This is a genomic window from uncultured Amnibacterium sp. (assembly GCF_964245895.1).
GTDB lineage: Bacteria > Actinomycetota > Actinomycetes > Actinomycetales > Microbacteriaceae > Amnibacterium.
Map to the genome: position 1 here is coordinate 1 of NZ_CAXTOQ010000062.1, position 18,447 is coordinate 18,447.

The following is an 18,447-nucleotide window of genomic DNA, read 5'->3' on the forward strand; positions in this document are numbered from 1 at the left end:
GAGACCCTTCTCGACTCGAAGCGCGAGGTCTCCCAGCAGGTCGGTGACGTCGTGCGCGCGGTACTCGATCGTCCTGCGGTACTCGCCCGCCCCCGGGTCGAACCAGGCGTCGCCGACCCGGCGCCCGTTCACCTCCACCTCGAGCACGCCCCGCGCGGTGAGCGAGAGGATCGCACGGCTCGGCGCGCGCTCCAGGTCGAGCACCCGGCGCAGCACCGGCACGCCGTCCCTGCTCGGGTCCCGGTGCACGAGCACGCCGGAGGCGCCGCCGTCGACCCGCAGGCCGTCCCCGGTCCGAGTCACCCCCGGTGCGCCGTCGAACAGCCCGAGGTCGTCGGCGCCGAGCAGCACCGCCTGCGGCTCCCGGAACGTGCGGACCTCGTAGCCGATCACGGTGAAGCGCTCGCCGGCGGCCGCCGCGAAGCCGATGCGGCCGAGGTTCGGGAAGGACGGCACGTCGTTGTCGCCCCGCGGGTTCACGGCGAATCGGGTGCGGTCCCCCTCCGCGACCTCCACCCCGTCGACCAGCACCTGCAGCACGGACGACCAGCAGACGATCTCGATCGTGTGCTCGTCGTGGACGGCGTCGGGCGTCAGCAGCCGCGGCACGTTCGAGCCCTCGGCCAGCTCGACGACGACCCGGCCGTCGCCGTCGCCCGGCGCGTACCCCGCGCGCTCGATGCGGAGGGCTCCCCGCCGGGCGTCGACGAGCACCGCGACGTGGTTGTCGCCAGCCAGCCCGTACTCGTTGAACACCGCCGTGCGCAGGCGGAAGTCGCCGGCGCCGAGCACGAAGCCCGCGACGGAGGAGCCGGGATCGAGCCGGAACCGCGCGCGCAGCCGCCAGACGACCAGGCTCGCCGCGTCGAGGTTCGGGCGCTCCGCGCCGATCCAGCTGGCCCCGCCCCAGCCGGCGGGGTCGTCGCGGTCGGGTCCCGTCCGGAAGCCGGCGGTCGCCGTCGCCGCGCGCCCGGTCTCGTCCTCGATCTCGACCCGCCACCGGTGGTCGGTCTCGGGCTCCAGGCGGACCCCGTCGCCGAGCAGCACCTCCTGCGACCGGTCGCCCGGCACGCGGCCCGAGTCCCAGACGACGGCGTCCCCGGCAGAGACGACGACGCGGTACGCCGTCTGCCTGGCGCCGCGCGCGTCGCTCTCCATCCGCCATCCGAAGGCGGGCCGGGCGACGTCGACCGCCAGGGGCTCCTCCAGCCGCTCGGTCTTCAGCTCGGTCACGCGCAGCACGGACATCGGCGGCCCTTCCTCTCCTCGGCGAGTGCGGATTGAAGCGATTCATATCATGAGCGGGGCACGACCGCGCGAGGTCGGCCCCGGCGCGCGCGACGCGCCGCACCGACCCATTGACAAGCGGCGAGCAGCGGGGCTACCGTCCGGGTTGAATCGCTTCAATCATCCATTCGAGGAGGAACGGGTGTCCACACAGCACCGACGTCCCGGACGTCGCATCATCACCGCGGCCGCCGCCCTGACCGGCGCCGCGCTCGCACTCACCGCCTGCAGCGGGCCCTCCGGCGGGGCCGGCGGCACCGGCGCGGGGCCCACCAGCTTCACGGTCCTCGCCGTCACCAACGTGCCGGAGATCAAGACCCTGACCGCGCTCTCGAAGGGGGCGTGCGCCGCGGCGGACAAGGCGCTGCCCCTGAAGTTCCAGACCACGTCGCAGGCGCAGATGCAGCAGAAGGTGCAGCTGCTCGCCGGCCAGAACGGGCTGCCGGCCATGTTCGACGCGACCGGCACCCCGTCGGTCACCGAGCAGCTGGACAAGTCCGGGCAGCTGCTGGACCTGACGCCGGAGCTCGACGAGCTGGGGGTCAGCGACGACGTGCTGCCGGCCGCCGCCTCGACGATCAAGAACCTCTACGGCGGCAACCTCAACGTGGTGCCGACGAGCCTGAACATCGAGGGCTTCTGGTACAACAAGGCCGCGTTCGCGAAGGCGGGCGTGGAGGTGCCGACCACGTGGCAGGCGCTGGTCGACGCCTCCGCGAAGCTGCAGGCGGCGGGCTACACCCCGCTGTCGACCGGCGCTTCCGGCCAGGGCTGGCCCGTCACGCGACTGATCTCCGGGTACCTGTTCCGCGAGCTCGGCCCGTCCGCGATGGCGGACGTGCGCGACGGCAAGGCCAAGCTGACGGACCCGAAGTACGTCGCGGCCGCTCAGGCCATCGCCGACCTCGGCAAGAAGGGCTACCTCGGCAAGTCGGTCGGCTCGGTCGACTACGACACCATCAACTCGAACTTCCTGACCGGCAAGGCCGCCATGATGTACATGGGCAGCTGGGCGCTCGGCGGCTTCGAGGACCCGAAGCAGAACCAGATCGGTGCCGACGACATCGGCTTCTTCCCCTACCCGGCCGTCGACGGCGGCACGGGGTCGATCGACCAGCTGCCGGCCAACGTCGGCGAGCCGATCGGCCTGTCGAAGAAGCTGTACGGCCCGAAGCCGGCGGCGTGGCTGAAGTGCATCGCGCAGCACTACGGCGCGACCGCGATCGAGAACGGCCAGATCTCCGGGTTCAAGGTGAACGGCTCCCCCAAGGCGTCGGCGCTGACCCAGCTGGTGCTCGACAAGATCGGCTCGACCCAGCAGAGCCTGGTGTGGTTCGAGACCTACTTCAACAGCAAGGCCAGCACGGTGTCGTGGAACAACGTCGCGTCGCTGGTCGACGGCAAGCAGTCCGCGAGCCAGTTCATGTCGCTGATCCAGGCGGCGCTGTAGCGCCTGACGGCGACGGACGCGGCTCGGGCCGGGAGGGGACGCCTCCCGACCCGGGCCGCGTCCGCGGGAGGGGAGTACCACCATGAGATCCGTCTTCGGGGACCGCAGGGCGATCGCGATCCTGCTGCTGCCCGCGCTGATCGTCTACGTCACCGTGATGCTGGTGCCGGTGCTGACGTCGCTCGGCTACACCTTCTTCACCGGCAGCCCCATCACCGGGTTCACCTTCAGCGGGCTGCGCAACGTCGGCACGCTGGTCACCGATCCGGAGATCAGGCAGGCGCTGCTCTTCACGGTCGGGTACGCGATCGTGGTCACCGCGCTGCAGGTCGCGCTGGGCTACGCCCTCGCCCTGTTCTACGTGTTCGTGCTGCGGCGCCTGTCGGTGCTGGTCCGCACGCTCGTGTTCTTCCCGGTGATCCTGCCGACCGTCGCGGTCGCGCTGCTGTTCCAGCGGCTGTTCGCGATCGTGCCGGGCAACGGGGTGGTGAACCAGCTGCTGACCGCGATCGGCGTGCGGCCGGTCGACTTCTTCAGCGACGGGCTGACCGCGTTCGTCGTCATCGTGCTGATGGACCTCTGGCGCTCGATCGGGTTCTACGGCGTGCTGCTCTACGCCGGCCTGCTCGACATCCCCGACGACGTCATCGAGTCCGCCCGGCTCGACGGCGCCGGCGGGTTCCGGCTCGTGAGGAACATCGTGCTGCCGCTGTCCCTGCCGGTGCTGCTGTCGTCGCTGATCTTCTCGATCAACGGCACGCTGAAGGTGTTCGACACCGTGCTCGCGCTGACGAACGGCGGGCCCGGCAACAGCACCACCCCGCTGACCCTCGCGATGTTCAACGAGGCCTTCAGCTACGGCGACTACGGGTACGGCTCCACCATCGCCCTGCTGCTCAGCCTGCTCTGCCTGCTCGTCACCCTGGGCGTCTTCCGCTCGGCCCGGCGCGACCTCACGAAGGCCTGACCATGACCGCCTCCACCGCCGCCGCCCGCCCGCGGCTCGCCCGCCGCCGTCGCTCCGCCCGCCCCGTGCGTCGCGTGCTCATCGCCCTCGTCACGCTGCTGCTCGTCGTGATCGAGGTCTACCCGCTCTTCTGGCTGTTCTCCTCGTCCCTGAAGACGCAGAACGAGTTCCTGCAGGGCGACCCGTTCGCCCTGCCCGCCTCGCCCGACTGGGGCAACTACGCCGACGCGATCGTCGGCGCGAACTTCCTGCACTACGTCCTGAACTCGCTGATCGCGACCGTGCCGTCGCTGCTGCTCGTCATCGTGCTCGGCACGGCGGCGGGCTTCGCGCTCGAGGTGCTGGTGTTCCGCGGTCGCGGCGCGATCCTGCTGGTGTTCCTGGCGGGGATCATGATCCCGGGGCAGATGATCCTGCTGCCCCTGTTCGCCGCCTACTACCAGACCGGTCTCACCGGCACGCTCTGGCCGCTGATCATCACCTACACGGCGACCGGGCTGCCGCTCACCGTCTTCATGATGGCGACCTTCTTCCGGGCGGTGCCGCGGGAGGTGTTCGAGGCCTCGACGATCGACGGCGCGGGCATGCTGCGCTCCTTCGCCCTGGTCGGGGTCCCGATGGTGCGCAACGGCGTCTTCACCGTCGCGCTGGTGCAGTTCTTCTTCATCTGGAACGACCTGCTGGTCGCGATCACCTTCACCAACTCCTCCGAGCTCGGCACGATCCAGGTGGGGCTGCTGAACTTCTCCGGGCAGTACGGCTCGACCGCCTACGGCCCGCTGCTCGCGGCGATCAGCCTGAACGTCGGCGGCCTGCTGATCATCTACCTGGCCCTGAACCAGCGGATCATGCGCGGGCTCGCTGCCGGCTCGGTGAAGGGGTGAGCCGAACCGACGAGATCGGGGTGCACGACCTCCGAGCCGAGCAGACCGCCGCGGCGCTCGGCATCGGCACCGCGGCGCCCCGCCTCGGCTGGTGGACGAGCGCGCCGCCCGCGTGGCGGCAGCAGCGGTACGTGGTGGAGGCGCTCGGGGACGACGGCGAGTTCCGCACCGCGACGGTGACGTCCGGCGACTCGGTGCTCGTGCCGTGGCCGTTCGCCCCGCTGGTCTCGCGGCAGCACCTGCGCGTTCGGGTCCGGCCCGAGGACGCGAGCGGGGCCGGCGCCTGGTCCGCGCCGCTCGACGTCGAGGCGGGGCTGCTCGAGCCGGGCGACTGGACCGCGGTGCCGGTCGAGCCGGCCGACGGGGTCGCCGACTCCACCGGCAGCGCCGCGCTCGTCCGCGCCGAGTTCACCCTGACGCAGCCGGTCGTCTCGGCCCGGCTGCACGTGACCGCGCACGGCGTGCACGAGGTCGAGCTCAACGGGCGCCGCACCGACGACGCCGTGCTCGCGCCCGGCTGGACCTCCTACCCGTCGCGGCTCGTCGTCACGACGCTGGACGTCACCGACCTGCTCCTGCCGGGCGCGAACGCGATCGGCGCCGTGCTCGCGGACGGCTGGTACCGGGGGCGGCTCGGGTTCGGCGGCGGCACCGACCGGCTGTACGGCGACCGGCTGGCGCTGCTCGCGCAGCTGGAGGTGCGGCACCCGGACGGCTCCGTCACGACGGTCGCCACGGACGACCGGTGGACGTCGGCGGCGGGCCCGATCGTCGCCTCCGGCCTGTACGACGGGGAGCACCACGACGCGCGGCTCGAGCGCCCGGGCTGGTCGTCCGTCGGCGGCGGCGACGACGGGTGGCGCCCGGTCCGCCTGGGCGCGCGCGACCCGGCGACGCTCGTCGCCGCGGAGGCGCCGCCGATCCGCCGGACGCAGCGGCTGCGGCCGGTCGCCGCGTGGACGTCGCCGGAGGGACTGCTGCTGCTCGACTTCGGCCAGAACCTCACCGGCCGGCTGCGGATCCGCGTGCGCGGCGACGCCGGCTCGGTCGTGCGCATCCGGCACGCCGAGGTGCTCGAGCACGGCGGGCTGTGCACCCGGCCCCTGCGGGACGCGGCCGCGACCGACGTCTACGTCCTGCGCGGCGGCGGCGAGGAGGAGTGGGAGCCGCGGTTCACCCTGCACGGCTTCCGGTACGCCGAGATCGACGGGTGGCCGGGCGGGGACCCAGCGCAGGCGGTGGAGGCGGTCGTCGTGCACTCGGACCTCGAGCGCACCGGCCGGTTCGCGTGCTCCGACCCCCGGGTCGAGCGCCTGCACGAGAACGTCCTCTGGAGCATGCGCGGCAACTTCGTCTCCATCCCGACCGACTGCCCGCAGCGCGACGAGCGCCTCGGCTGGACCGGCGACATCCAGGTCTTCGCGCCGACCGCCGCGTTCCTGCACGACTGCGCGGGCTTCCTGTCGTCGTGGCTGCGGGACGTCGCCGCGGAGCAGGAGGCCGACGGCACCGTGCCGTGGTACGTGCCGACGATCCCGGGCGGGTCGTGGTGGACCCCGTCGCGGCCGGGCGCGGTCTGGGGCGACGTCGCCGTCCTCACCCCGTGGACGCTGTGGGAGCGCTTCGGCGACCGCGCGGTCCTCGCGCGGCAGTGGTCGAGAGCCGTCGCCTGGGTGGAGCTGGTCGAGCGGCTGTCCGGCGACGACCACCTGTGGGACGAGGGGTTCCAGCTGGGCGACTGGCTCGATCCGGCGGCGCCGCCTGAGGACCCGTCGCTCGCCCGCACCGACCGCTCCCTCGTCGCGACCGCGTACGCCGCGCACACGGCACGGACGCTCGCGCCCACGCCCGCCGTGCTCGGGAACGACCGCGAGGCGGACCGCTTCGCCCGGCTGGCTGACGACGTGCGGCAGGCGTTCCGCTCCCGCTGGACGGTGGACGGCCGCCTCACCGAGGACACCCAGACGGCGCTGGCGCTCGCCATCCGGTTCGGCCTGCTCGACGACGCGGAGACCGCCGCGGCCGGCGACCGCCTGGCGGCGCTCGTCCGCGAGGCGGGGCACACGATCGCGACCGGGTTCGCCGGGACGCCGCTGATCTGCGACGCGCTCACCGACACCGGGCACGTCGACACGGCGTACGCGCTGCTGCTCGAGGAGTCGTGCCCGTCCTGGCTGTACGCGGTGCGGATGGGCGCGACCACGATCTGGGAGCGGTGGGACAGCCTGCTGCCGGACGGCACGGTCAACCCCGGCGGCATGACCTCCTTCAACCACTACGCGCTCGGCGCGGTCGCCGACTGGCTGCACCGGGTCGTCGCGGGCGTCGCCCCCGCCGCGCCCGGCTACCGCGCCATCCGCTTCGCACCGCAGCCGGGAGGCGGGCTCACGCACGCCGCCGCCGACGTCCGCACGCCCTACGGCCCCGCCGGGATCGAGTGGAGGCTCGCGGACGGCGAGCTCGCCGTCGAGGTGACGGTGCCCACCGGGGCGACGGGCGAGGTCGTCCTGCCCGGCGGCCGTCGGGAGGCGTGCGGCCCCGGCCGGCACCGCTTCTTCGCACCGGTCGGCGCCGGGGCCGAGCTCACCGGACCGAGGTCGAGTCCCGCACGATGAGCTCGGGCTCGAGCACGATCCGCCGGGGCTCGCCCCGCTCCGCGATCGCATCGAGCAGCAGCTCCACCGCGGTGACGCCCATCCGGCGCCTGGGCTGGCGGACCGAGGTGATCGGCACCGCGGCCGCGGCGGCGAAGTCGATGTCGTCGTAGCCGACGATCGCGAGGTCGTCCGGCACCCGCAGCCCGCCGTTCAGCGCGACGCCCTGCAGCACGCCGAGCGCGACCAGGTCGTTCGCGGCGAAGACGGCGTCCGCGCGGCGCCCCTGCGCCAGCACCTCCCTGCCGGCCACCACCCCCTGCCGCATCGTGAGCCCCGCCACCGGCAGCACCTCCAGCGCGGCGCCCTCGACCGCGGCGACCGCCTCCCGCGCCCCCCGGAGGCGGTCGCGCACCTGCGCGAGGTCGAGAGGACCGCCGACGAACAGGATCCGCCGCCGGCCGATCGCGAGCAGGTGCTCCACCGCGGCGCGCCCGCCGCGGACGTCGTCGACGGAGACGCTGGAGAAGCCGGGCTCGGTCGCCAAGCGGTCGACGAGCACCGACGGGATGCCGCGGTCCCGCAGCCGCTGCAGCTTCGGCAGCGACTCCTGCACCGGCGAGACGAGCAGGCCCCTGACCCGCTGCTCCTCGAAGAGGTCGAGGTGCGCGGACTCCCGGTCGGCGCGCTCGTCGCTGTTCGCGATCAGGAGGCCCCAGCCCTCCTCCGCCGCGCGCTCCTCCGCGGCCCGAGCGACGTCCGTGAAGAACGGGTTGCTGACGTCCAGGACGACGAAGCCGACGGAGGTGCTGCGGCCCGCCCGCAGCTGGCGGGCGGCGCCGTTCGGCACGAACCCCAGCTCCTGGATCGCCCGGTGCACCCGCTCCGCGGTCGGCCCCGCGACCTTGTCCGGCGTGTTGAGCACGTTCGACACCGTGCCGACGGAGACGCCCGCCCGCACCGCGACCTCGCGGACGCTCACCCTGTCGCTCACCGCACCCCGTCCTCCGCCGCGGCTCACTGTAACGCCCGGGTCACGGTCGTTGAACGGTTTCATCGCGGCCCGGCGCGGGGGCCCGCCTCCGCTTGACGAACGCGGCCGAGAGCCCTACCGTTCTCAGCGATCACCCATTTTATCGTTTCAATCTCTCGATGAGGAGGGGCCCATGGCGCTCGACGAGCACACCTCGCCGCCCGCGGCCCCGCTGCTCGACCTGCGGCACGCGACGAAGTCGTTCGGCGCCGTGCAGGCGCTGGTCGACGGGTCCATCGAGGTGCGGCCCGGCGAGATCCACGCGCTCATCGGGGAGAACGGCGCCGGCAAGTCGACGCTGGTGAAGGTCCTCGCCGGCGTGCACCGGCCGGACGGCGGCGAGTTCTCCGTCGGCGGCGAGCCGGTCTCGTTCCGCAGCCCGGCCGAGAGCAAGGCGCGGGGCATCTCGGTCATCTACCAGGAGCCGACGCTGTTCCCGGACCTGTCGGTGGCGGAGAACATCTTCGTCGGGCGGCAGCCGCGCGGACGGCTGGGCCTGATCGACCGCGCGGCGATGCGGGTGCAGGCGTTCGACCTCTTCACCCGGCTCGGGGTGCCGATCGACCCGGACCGGCAGGCCGAGGGCCTCTCCATCGCCGACCAGCAGATCATCGAGATCGCGAAGGCCATCTCCCTCGACGCCAGCGTGCTGGTGATGGACGAGCCGACCGCCGCGCTGTCGGGCGCCGAGGTCGCGCGCCTGTTCACTGTCGCCCGCGGGCTGCGCGACCGCGGCGCGGGCATCCTCTTCATCTCCCACCGCTTCGAGGAGGTGTTCGACCTCTGCGACCGCGTCACCGTGATGCGGGACGGCGCGTACATCGCCACGCACGCGGTGGGCGACGTGACGGTCGACGGCCTGGTCCGCGAGATGGTCGGCCGGGACGTCACGACCCTGTTCCCGAAGGAGCCCGCCGTGATCGGCGAGCCGCTGCTGACGGTGCGCGGCCTCACCCGCGCCGGGGTCTTCCAGGACATCGACCTCACCGTCCGCTCCGGCGAGATCGTCGCGCTGGCGGGCCTCGTCGGCGCCGGCCGATCGGAGGTGGCGCGCGCGGTCTTCGGCGTCGACCCGTACGACCGGGGCACGGTCGAGTTCGGCGGCGCCGCGCTGAAGGCGCGGTCGCCGCAGGCCGCGATCGACGCCGGCCTCGCGTTCGTGCCGGAGGACCGCCGCAAGCAGGGCCTCGTGATGGACCTCTCCGTCGCCCGGAACGCCACGCTCACGCTCCGCAAGCAGCTGGCGCGCTTCGGCGTCATCGACGCCCGCCGCGAGCGCCGGGCCGCCGAGGAGTGGACCGGGCGCCTCCAGGTCAAGACCGGCTCGCAGGACCTCGCGGTCTCGACCCTCTCCGGCGGCAACCAGCAGAAGGTCGTGCTCGCGAAGTGGCTCGCGACGGACCCGAAGCTGCTGATCGTCGACGAGCCGACCCGCGGCATCGACGTCGGCACGAAGGCCGAGGTGCACCGCTTGATCTCCTCCCTCGCGGGGCGCGGCATCGGCGTCCTGATGATCTCGTCCGAGCTGCCGGAGGTGCTGGGCATGGCCGACACGGTCGTCGTGATGCACGAGGGCCGGGTGACCGCGACCCTCGACCGCGCGGACGCGACTCCGGAGGCGGTGCTGCACGCGGCGAGCGCGGCCGCGCCGGAGGTGACGAGGTGAGCGCGCCGGCCGCCGAGCAGGGAGCCGCGCGCCGCATCACGGTGCCGCCGCGCTCGCTGCGCTCCCGCATCCCGACCCGCGAGGCGTCGGTCCTCGCCGCGCTGGTCCTGCTCGTGGCGGTGACGACGATCGTGAACCCCCGGTTCCTCGACCCCCAGGGCGTCGAGGACCTGCTGCTGAACGCGACGATCTTCGTGGTCCTCGCCGTGGGGCAGGCGCTCGTGGTGATCACGCGCAACGTCGACCTCTCGGTCGGGTCGATCCTCGGGCTCGCCGCGTTCGGCACGGGATCGCTCTTCCACAGCGCGCCCGGCACCCCGATCGTCGTCGTGTTCGCGGTCGGCATCCTGTTCGGCGCGGTGCTCGGCGCGGTCAACGGCCTGATCGTGACCGCGGCGAAGGTGCCCGCGCTCGTCATCACCCTGGGGACGCTGTACATCTACCGCGGCGTCTCCTACGCCTGGGCCGGCGGCACGCAGTACTTCATCGGCGACGCCCCCGACGCGTTCGGGAACCTCGCGGTGCAGGAGGTCCTGGGCATCCCGCTCATCGCGGTCGCCGCCTTCGTGGTCGCAATCGTCGTCGGGCTCGTCCTCTACTTCACGCGCGCGGGCCGCGACCTCTACGCGATCGGCTCCGACCCCGACGCCGCCGTGCTCTTCGGCATCCCCGTCGGCCGGCGCGTGGTGACCGCGTTCATCGCGAGCGGCGCCCTCGCGGGCCTCGCCGGCGTGCTCTACACCGCGCGGTTCAACTCCGTCGGCGCGGACACCGGCACCGGGCTCGAGCTGCAGGTCGTGGCGGCCGTCGTGATCGGCGGCGTCGCGATCTTCGGCGGCAGCGGCTCGGTGGTCGGCGCCGCGATCGGCGCCGTGCTGCTCACCACCATGACCGGCGCCATCGCCGCGCTGAACGTCAGCAAGTTCTGGACGCAGGCCATCGTCGGCGCGCTGATCATCGGCGCGATCCTGATCGACCGCCTCATCTCGCTGCGCACCGCGAAGCGTCTGCTCGTCGAGGAGGACCGCATTGCCTGACACCGCGACGCCCCGGCTCGGCCGGCGCCTCCCCAGGGCCCTGCGCGGCCGCGACTCCGTGATCGTCTCCGCGCTGCTGCTCGTCGCCGTCGTCGCCTGCGTCGCGGTGCCGAACTTCTTCTCGGACCTCACCGTCAACTTCCTGCTCATCGACGCGGTCCCGGTCCTGCTGATGGCGATGCCGCTCGCGTTCATCATCATCACGGGCGAGATCGACCTCTCCATCGCCAGCATCGCCGGGCTGTCCGCGGCCACGATGGGCGTGCTGTGGGCGAACCTGCACCTCCCCGTCCCCCTGATCGTGCTGCTCTGCGCCCTCGTCGGCGTCGCCTGCGGCGCGCTCAACGGCTTCCTCATCACCGTCGTCGGCCTGCCGTCGCTCGCGGTCACCATCGGCACGCTGGCGCTGTTCCGCGGGCTCGCGCTCGTCGTGATCGGCGACCGGGCCGTCGCCGACTTCCCGCCGGACCTCACGGCGTTCGCCACCTCGACGGTGCCGGGCACCCAGTTCCCCCTCTTCATGCTGCTGGCGCTCGTCGTCGTCACGGTGTTCGGGATCGTCCTGCACCTGACGCCCTACGGCCGCGGCCTGTTCGCGCTCGGCTACAGCACGGAGGCGGCGGGCTTCGTCGGCATCCGCGTCGGCCGCGCGAAGTTCGGCCTGTACGTCGTGAGCGGGCTGGTCTGCTCCCTCGTCGGCACCTTCTGGGTGCTGCGCTACTCCACCGCGCAGAGCGACAGCGTGGAGGGGCTCGAGCTCACGGTCGTCGCCGCGGTCCTGCTGGGCGGGGTCTCGATCTTCGGCGGCTCCGGCGGCATCGTCGGCGTGGTCGCCGGCGTGCTGCTCATCCGCACGGTGACCTACGCCCTGCAGCTCGCGGGCCTGCCGGACACCGCGCTCACCATCGTGACCGGCGGCCTGCTCGTCGTGTCCGTCGTCGCCCCCACGGTGTCCGCCCGCATCTCCGCCGCCCTCGCCCGCCGACGCGGACGACGCCCGGACGTCGGCGTCGCCACCGCCTGAGACCCCCGTCGGCGCAGCGCGACGGGCCATCCCCACACCGAGAAGGAGCAGTACCGTGCAGAACTCGAACACCCGGCGGCGCCCCCGCACCGCCGTCCTCGGGCTGGGGGCGACCGCCGTGTCGCTCGCCCTGGCCCTCACCGCGTGCTCCGGCTCGTCCACCCCCGGCTCGTCGTCGAGCGGCTCGGCGGCGAGCAAGGACTTCAGCATCGCCTTCATCCCGAAGCAGCTGAACAACCCGTACACGGACGTCGAGCTGTCCGGCGGCACCTCGGCGGCGAAGGCCGTCGGCGCGACGTCGTCGATCGTCGGCCCGAACGACGCGAGCGCGTCGTCGCAGGTGTCGTACATCAACACCCTCACGCAGAAGCGCGTCAAGGTCATCGCCATCGCGGCGAACGACCCGAACGCGGTCTGCTCGTCGCTGAACCAGGCGAAGGCCGCCGGCGCGAAGATCATCACCTTCGACTCCGACGCGAACTGCCGCAGCATCTTCATCAACCAGGTCGAGTCGAAGGACGTCGCGCTGGTGGAGCTGAAGCAGCTGCACGAGCAGCTGCCGGACGGCGGCCAGATCGCCATCCTCTCCGCGACCGCGAACGCCACGAACCAGAACACCTGGATCCAGTTCATGAAGGACGAGCTGAAGTCGAACGCCGACTACAAGAACCTCGACCTGGTGACGACCGTCTACGGCGACGACGACGACACGAAGTCGTTCCAGGCCGCGCAGGGCCTGCTGAAGTCGTACCCGAACCTGAAGGGGATCATCTCCCCCACGACGGTCGGCATCGCGGCGACGGCGCGCTACCTCTCCAAGTCGCAGTACAAGGGCAAGGTCGCCCTGGTCGGGCTCGGTCTGCCGAAGCAGATGCGCGCCTACATCAAGGACGGCACCGTCAAGGGCTTCGCGCTCTGGGACCCGTCGCAGATCGGTGAGGCCGCGGTCTACGCGGGCAAGGCGCTCGTCGCGGGCACCATCACGGGCAAGGAGGGCGACAGCTTCGACGCCGGCGACCTCGGCACGCTGAAGGTCGGCGCGAAGGGCACCGTCATCGTCGGCCCGCCGATCGAGTTCACCGCGGACAACATCGACAAGTACCACTTCGACGACAACCTCTGATCGCCCGAGCCGCCGGCCCCCGGAACGATCCGGGGGCCGGCGGTCCGTGCGCCCGTCCCGTCATGGAAGGAGCCCGGATGGAACGCGTCTGCTTCCAGCTGCAGGTGAGGCCCGAGCGGCTCGCCGAGTACCGGCGCCGCCACGCGGCCGTCTGGCCCGACATGCTGCAGGCCCTGAGCGACACGGGCTGGCGGAACTACTCCCTCTTCGTCCGCGACGACGGCCTGCTGATCGGCTACTTCGAGACGGACTCGCTCGAGGCGTCGCTCGCGGGCATGGCCGCGACCGGGGTGAACGCGCGGTGGCAGGCCGAGATGGCGCCGTTCTTCGTCGCGCTCGACGGCGCGCCGGACACCGGCTTCCTCCGCCTGACCGAGGTCTTCCACCTCCAGTCGCAACTCGCCGATCCGCAGGGTTGACCCCACCCCGCCCGCGTCCCTACGCTGGCACTTGAAACGATTCACGACGGTCGAGGCCGTCAGAGAGGCGGAGGCACGATGCCGTCCTTCGATGCGATAGCCGACCGGCTCGCCGACCAGGCGATCGAGCTGCCCTCCTGGGCCTTCGGCAACTCGGGGACGCGCTTCCGCGTCTTCCCGCAGGCCGGCGTGCCGCGGGACCCGTTCGAGAAGATCGCGGACGCGGCCGAGGTCAACCGGCTCACCGGGCTCGCGCCCAGCGTCGCGCTGCACATCCCGTGGGACCTCGTCGACGACTTCGGCGCCCTCCGCGCGCACGCCGAGGGGCTCGGCGTGCGGCTCGGCACCATCAACTCCAACACGTTCCAGGACGAGGCGTACAAGCTCGGCAGCCTCGCCCACCGCGACGCCGCCGTGCGCCGCAGGGCCATCGACCACCACCTGCGCTGCATCGAGGTGATGGACGCGACCGGGTCGCGCGACCTGAAGATCTGGCTCGCGGACGGCACGAACTACCCGGGCCAGGACGACATGCGCACCCGGCAGGACCACCTGGCCGAGTCGCTCGCGGAGATCTACGCCGCGATCGGCGACGAGCAGCGCCTGGTCCTCGAGTACAAGATCTTCGAACCCGCGTTCTACCACACGGACGTGCCGGACTGGGGCACCTCCTACGCCCAGGTCACCGCGCTCGGGGAGAAGGCGTTCGTGTGCCTCGACACCGGGCACCACGCGCCGAGCACGAACATCGAGTTCATCGTCATGCAGCTGCTGCGCCTCGGCCGGCTCGGCTCGTTCGACTTCAACAGCCGCTTCTACGCGGACGACGACCTGATCGTCGGCGCCGCCGACCCGTTCCAGCTGTTCCGCATCCTCGTCGAGGTGATCCGTGGAGGCGGGTACGGGGCGGCCTCCGGCGTCGCGTTCATGCTCGACCAGTGCCACAACATCGAGCAGAAGATCCCGGGCCAGATCCGCAGCGTGCTGAACGTGCAGGAGATGACGGCCCGCGCGCTGCTGCTCGACCGGGACGCGCTCGACGCCGCGCAGCGCGAGGGCGACGTGCTCACCGCGAACGGGATCCTGATGGACGCGTTCTCCACCGACGTGCGCCCGGCGCTCGCCGACTGGCGGGAGGCGCGGGGCCTGCCGCGTGACCCGATGCGGGCGTACGCCGCGAGCGACTACCAGTCCCGCATCGAGGCCGACCGCGTCGGCGGCGCGCAGGCCGGATGGGGCGCCTGATGCCCACGATCGCCGAGCTGCTGCCGCCGAAGCAGCGCCGCAAGCCGCGCATCGGCCTCGTCGCCGGCGGACTCGGCACCTACTGGCCCCAGTTCCCCGACCTGCTGCCGCAGCTGCAGGAGTCCGCGCGGTACGCGTCGCAGCGGTTCGAGGGGATGGACGCCGAGGTCACCGACGTCGGGTTCATCTCCGACGCGCAGGAGGGCGCGGTCGCGGCCGAGCGCCTCCGCCAGGCCGACTGCGACCTGATCGTGCTGTTCCTCACCACCTACCTCACCTCCTCGATGGTGCTGCCGATCGCGCAGCGGGCGAACAGCCCCGTGCTCGTCATCGACCTGCAGCCGACGGAGAAGATGGACCACGCCTCGTTCGACACCGGCGCGTGGCTGGCGTACTGCGGCCAGTGCCCGGTGCCCGAGGTCGGCAACCTGTTCGGCCGCGCCGGCATCCCGTTCCGCTCGGTGTCCGGCTACCTGCGCCAGGAGTCGGCGTGGGCGCGGATCGAGCGGTGGATCAACGCCGCCCACGTCCGGTCGGCGCTGCGCCACGCCCGGCACGGCCTGATGGGCCACGTCTATCCGGGCATGCTCGACGTCTCCACCGATCTCACCCTGCTGCCGACCACGTTCGGCTCGCACGTGGAGGTGCTCGAGTTCGACGACCTGCGGCACCGCGTCGAGCAGGTGACGGAGGCGGAGACCGCGGCGCGGATGGACCTCGCGCGGCAGGTGTTCACGCTCGACGAGACCGTCGTCGACGACGACTTCGCCTGGGGCGCCAGGGTCTCCGTCGGCCTCGACCGCCTGGTGGAGGACTTCGACCTCGACTCGATCGCCTACTACCACCGCGGGCTCGACGGGGAGCAGCACGAGCGGCTCGGCGCGGGCATGATCCTCGGCGCCTCCCTGCTCACCGCGCGCGGCATCCCCACGACCGGCGAGTACGAGCTGCGCACGACCGTCGCGCAGCTCGCGACCCACGTGATCGGGGCCGGCGGCTCCTTCTGCGAGATCCAGGCGCTGAACTTCGAGGACGGCGTGGTCGAGATGGGCCACGACGGCCCCGCGCACCTCGCCGTCTCCTCCCGCGAGCCGCTGCTGCGCGGGCTCGGGGTCTACCACGGCAAGCGCGGCTGGGGCGTCTCCGTCGAGTTCGACGTGCAGCCCGGGCCGGTGACCCTGCTCGGTCTCGGGCAGGACCGCGACGGCACGCTCGCCTTCGTCGCGTGCGAGGGCACCGTCGTGCCCGGACCGCTGCTCGCGATCGGCAACACCACCTCCCGCGTCGACTTCGGCCGCGACCCCGGCGAGTGGGTGGACGAGTGGAGTGCGACCGGCATCGGCCACCACTGGTCGCTGTCCGTCGGCGCGCACGCGGCGGACTACCGGGCGGCGGCGTCCCTCCTGAACATCCCCTTCCGGCAGGTCTGACATGACGATCACCACCGCGGCCTTGCCACTTCCTGCAGGCGACACCCCGTATCCGCCGCAGAAAGCGGCAAGCCCGCGTCCCGGACTGGAGCACCTGTGACCAACCAGACCGCCGCCGCGCTGATCGCGCGCTCCAACCGCCTCGGCGCCGACCCCACGGTCACGAACTACGCGGGCGGCAACACCTCCGCGAAGGGCGTCGAGACCGATCCGGTCACCGGCGACCCGGTCGAGCTGATGTGGGTGAAGGGTTCCGGCGGCGACCTCGGCACGCTGACGGAGGCGGGCCTCGCCGTGCTGCGCGTCGACCGCCTCCGCGCGATGCAGGGGGTGTACCCCGGCGTCGAGCGCGAGGACGAGATGGTCGCCGCGTTCGACTTCACCCTGTTCGGGAAGGGCGGCGCGGCCCCCTCCATCGACACCGCGATGCACGGGCTCGTCAACGCCGCGCACGTCGACCACCTGCACCCCGACGCCGGCATCGCGATCGCGACCGCCGCCGACGGCGAGCGCCTCACCGCCGAGGTCTTCGGCGGCAAGGTCGTCTGGGTGCCGTGGCGTCGCCCCGGCTTCCAACTGGGGCTCGACATCGCGGCGATCAAGGCGGCGAACCCCGACGCCGTCGGGTGCATCCTCGGCGGCCACGGCATCACCGCGTGGGGCGACACGAGCGAGGAGGCGGAGGCGAGCTCCCTCTGGATCATCCGCACCGCGGAGGCGCACATCGCCGAGCACGGGCGGCCGGAGCCCTTCGGGCCGGCGCTCGAGGGGTTCGCGGCGCTCCCGGACGCCGAGCGCCGCGCGCGCGCCGTCGCGCTCGCGCCGACGATCCGCGGCATCGCCTCGCACGACCGGCCGATGGTGGGCCACTTCACCGACGCGTCCGCGGTCCTCGACTTCCTGGCCCGGAGCGAGCACCCGCGCCTGGCCGCGCTCGGCACCTCCTGCCCGGACCACTTCCTGCGCACGAAGGTGCAGCCGCTGCTGCTCGACCTGCCGGCGACCGCGACGGCGGAGGAGCAGATCGCGCGGCTGCGGCAGCTGCACGAGACCTACCGCGCCGACTACCAGGCGTACTACGACCGCCACGCGACCTCGGACTCCCCCGCGATCCGCGGCGCGGACCCGCTGATCGTGCTCGTGCCCGGCGTCGGGATGTTCAGCTGGGGCGCGAACAAGCAGACCGCCCGCGTCGCCGGTGAGTTCTACGTCAACGCGATCAACGTCATGCGCGGCGCCGAGGCGCTGTCCACCTACGCGCCGATCGACGAGGCGGAGAAGTTCCGCATCGAGTACTGGGCGCTGGAGGAGGCGAAGCTGCAGCGGCTGCCGAAGCCGAAGAGCCACGCGACCCGCATCGCGCTGGTCACCGGCGCCGCCTCCGGCATCGGCAAGGCGATCGCGACCCGGCTGGCCGCGGAGGGGGCGTGCGTCGTCATCGCGGACCTCGACCTCGCGAAGGCGCAGGCCGCCGCGGCGGAGCTCGGGAACGCCGACGTCGCGATCGGTGTGCAGGCGGACGTGACCGACGAGGCGGCCGTGCAGGCCGCGATCGATGCGACCGTGCTCGCCTTCGGCGGCCTCGACCTGGTGGTCAACAACGCCGGCCTGTCGCTGTCGAAGCCGCTGCTCGAGACCACCGCTGCGGACTGGGACCTGCAGCACGACGTGATGGCGAAGGGCTCGTTCCTCGTCTCGAAGGCGTCGGCGCGGGTGCTGATCGACCAGGGGCTCGGCGGCGACGTGATCTACATCTCGAGCAAGAACTCGGTGTTCGCCGGCCCGAACAACATCGCCTACTCCGCGACGAAGGCGGACCAGGCGCACCAGGTGCGGCTGCTCGCCGTCGAGCTCGGCGAGCACGGCGTGAAGGTGAACGGCATCAACCCCGACGGGGTCGTGCGCGGCTCCGGCATCTTCGCCTCCGGCTGGGGAGCGAACCGGGCCAAGACCTACGGCATCGCCGAGGACGACCTCGGAAGGTTCTACGCCCAGCGCACCATCCTGAAGCGGGAGGTGCTGCCCGAGCACGTGGCGAACGCGGTCGCCGTGCTCACCGGCCCGGACCTGTCGCACACGACGGGCCTGCACATCCCGGTGGACGCCGGCGTCGCCGCCGCCTTCCTCCGATGACGCCCTCATTTCGTTGTGAAGGCGTTCTGGGGGCCTTCGGCTGCCCAGAACGCCTTCGCAACGAAGGGTGTCGGGGATGAGCAGCGTCGCGGCGATCGACCTCGGCGCGACGAGCGGCAGGGTCGTCGTCGGCGCGCTCGACGGCGGCGAGCTGC

The 18,447-nt window shown here is 72.4% G+C and carries 14 protein-coding genes; 12 read left to right on the forward strand and 2 right to left on the reverse strand.

The features are described 5' to 3' along the window. A partial coding sequence (locus ACFE60_RS10155; protein ID WP_375388739.1) for an alpha-L-rhamnosidase N-terminal domain-containing protein occupies window positions 1-1,248 on the reverse strand: 1,248 nt, incomplete at its 3' end. A gap of 181 nt (window positions 1,249-1,429) precedes the next feature. Between ACFE60_RS10155 and ACFE60_RS10160 the strand changes: the two genes are divergently transcribed. The 4 genes from ACFE60_RS10160 to ACFE60_RS10175 all read left to right on the forward strand — a co-directional run bounded on the left by ACFE60_RS10160 (window position 1,430) and on the right by ACFE60_RS10175 (window position 7,203). Beyond that, entirely contained in the window at window positions 1,430-2,737 is a 1,308-nt protein-coding gene (locus ACFE60_RS10160) for an ABC transporter substrate-binding protein (protein WP_375388740.1), read from the forward strand. Window positions 2,738-2,819: 82 nt separating this feature from the next. After that, entirely contained in the window at window positions 2,820-3,704 is an 885-nt protein-coding gene (locus tag ACFE60_RS10165; RefSeq protein WP_375388741.1) for a carbohydrate ABC transporter permease, read from the forward strand. A 2-nt stretch (window positions 3,705-3,706) separates the two neighbouring features. After that, window positions 3,707-4,588 carry a carbohydrate ABC transporter permease gene (locus ACFE60_RS10170; RefSeq protein WP_375388742.1) on the forward strand — a complete coding sequence of 294 codons (882 nt, stop codon included), beginning with the start codon at window positions 3,707-3,709 and terminating at the stop codon, window positions 4,586-4,588. After that, on the forward strand, window positions 4,585-7,203 hold the full coding sequence (locus tag ACFE60_RS10175; protein ID WP_375388743.1) for a family 78 glycoside hydrolase catalytic domain: 2,619 nt from the start codon (window positions 4,585-4,587) through the stop codon (window positions 7,201-7,203). Before ACFE60_RS10170 ends, ACFE60_RS10175 begins: the two co-directional genes overlap by 4 nt. Here the strand turns inward: ACFE60_RS10175 and ACFE60_RS10180 are convergent. Further along, window positions 7,172-8,176 carry a LacI family DNA-binding transcriptional regulator gene (locus ACFE60_RS10180; RefSeq protein ID WP_375388744.1) on the reverse strand — a complete coding sequence of 335 codons (1,005 nt, stop codon included), beginning with the start codon at window positions 8,174-8,176 and terminating at the stop codon, window positions 7,172-7,174. The two genes, ACFE60_RS10175 and ACFE60_RS10180, sit on opposite strands and share 32 nt — an antisense overlap. Window positions 8,177-8,348: 172 nt before the next feature. Between ACFE60_RS10180 and ACFE60_RS10185 the strand changes: the two genes are divergently transcribed. The 8 genes from ACFE60_RS10185 (at window position 8,349) to ACFE60_RS10220 (ending at window position 18,292) form a co-directional block, all read left to right on the forward strand. Further along, the gene (locus tag ACFE60_RS10185) at window positions 8,349-9,881 is read left to right on the forward strand and encodes a sugar ABC transporter ATP-binding protein (RefSeq protein WP_375388745.1); all 1,533 of its coding nucleotides are present in this window, start codon (window positions 8,349-8,351) and stop codon (window positions 9,879-9,881) included. Beyond that, on the forward strand, window positions 9,878-10,918 hold the full coding sequence (locus ACFE60_RS10190; RefSeq protein WP_375388746.1) for an ABC transporter permease: 1,041 nt from the start codon (window positions 9,878-9,880) through the stop codon (window positions 10,916-10,918). Before ACFE60_RS10185 ends, ACFE60_RS10190 begins: the two co-directional genes overlap by 4 nt. Further along, entirely contained in the window at window positions 10,911-11,942 is a 1,032-nt protein-coding gene (locus ACFE60_RS10195) for an ABC transporter permease (protein WP_375388747.1), read from the forward strand. The genes ACFE60_RS10190 and ACFE60_RS10195 overlap by 8 nt, the downstream gene beginning before the upstream one ends. A gap of 55 nt (window positions 11,943-11,997) precedes the next feature. Beyond that, window positions 11,998-13,065: a rhamnose ABC transporter substrate-binding protein gene (gene rhaS / locus ACFE60_RS10200; protein ID WP_375388748.1), complete on the forward strand. Its 1,068-nt coding sequence runs from the start codon at window positions 11,998-12,000 to the stop codon at window positions 13,063-13,065. 77 nt (window positions 13,066-13,142) lie between these two features. After that, window positions 13,143-13,484, forward strand: a complete 342-nt coding sequence (locus ACFE60_RS10205; RefSeq protein ID WP_375388749.1) for an L-rhamnose mutarotase — start codon at window positions 13,143-13,145, stop codon at window positions 13,482-13,484. 78 nt (window positions 13,485-13,562) lie between these two features. Next, window positions 13,563-14,729 carry an L-rhamnose isomerase gene (gene rhaI, locus ACFE60_RS10210; protein WP_375388750.1) on the forward strand — a complete coding sequence of 389 codons (1,167 nt, stop codon included), beginning with the start codon at window positions 13,563-13,565 and terminating at the stop codon, window positions 14,727-14,729. Further along, window positions 14,729-16,159: an arabinose isomerase gene (locus ACFE60_RS10215; RefSeq protein ID WP_375388751.1), complete on the forward strand. Its 1,431-nt coding sequence runs from the start codon at window positions 14,729-14,731 to the stop codon at window positions 16,157-16,159. The genes rhaI and ACFE60_RS10215 overlap by 1 nt, the downstream gene beginning before the upstream one ends. Before the next feature lie 96 nt (window positions 16,160-16,255). After that, window positions 16,256-18,292: a bifunctional aldolase/short-chain dehydrogenase gene (locus ACFE60_RS10220; protein ID WP_375388752.1), complete on the forward strand. Its 2,037-nt coding sequence runs from the start codon at window positions 16,256-16,258 to the stop codon at window positions 18,290-18,292. Window positions 18,293-18,447 lie beyond the last annotated feature (155 nt).

Bases quoted from the DNA above. Each gene is read 5' to 3' on its own strand.
- ACFE60_RS10165 (WP_375388741.1), top strand. From the start codon at position 2,820: ATGAGATCCGTCTTCGGGGACCGCAGGGCGATCGCGATCCTGCTGCTG.
- rhaI (WP_375388750.1), top strand. From the start codon at position 13,563: ATGCCGTCCTTCGATGCGATAGCCGACCGGCTCGCCGACCAGGCGATC.
- ACFE60_RS10215 (WP_375388751.1), top strand. From the start codon at position 14,729: ATGCCCACGATCGCCGAGCTGCTGCCGCCGAAGCAGCGCCGCAAGCCG.
- ACFE60_RS10205 (WP_375388749.1), top strand. From the start codon at position 13,143: ATGGAACGCGTCTGCTTCCAGCTGCAGGTGAGGCCCGAGCGGCTCGCC.
- ACFE60_RS10185 (WP_375388745.1), top strand. From the start codon at position 8,349: ATGGCGCTCGACGAGCACACCTCGCCGCCCGCGGCCCCGCTGCTCGAC.
- ACFE60_RS10170 (WP_375388742.1), top strand. From the start codon at position 3,707: ATGACCGCCTCCACCGCCGCCGCCCGCCCGCGGCTCGCCCGCCGCCGT.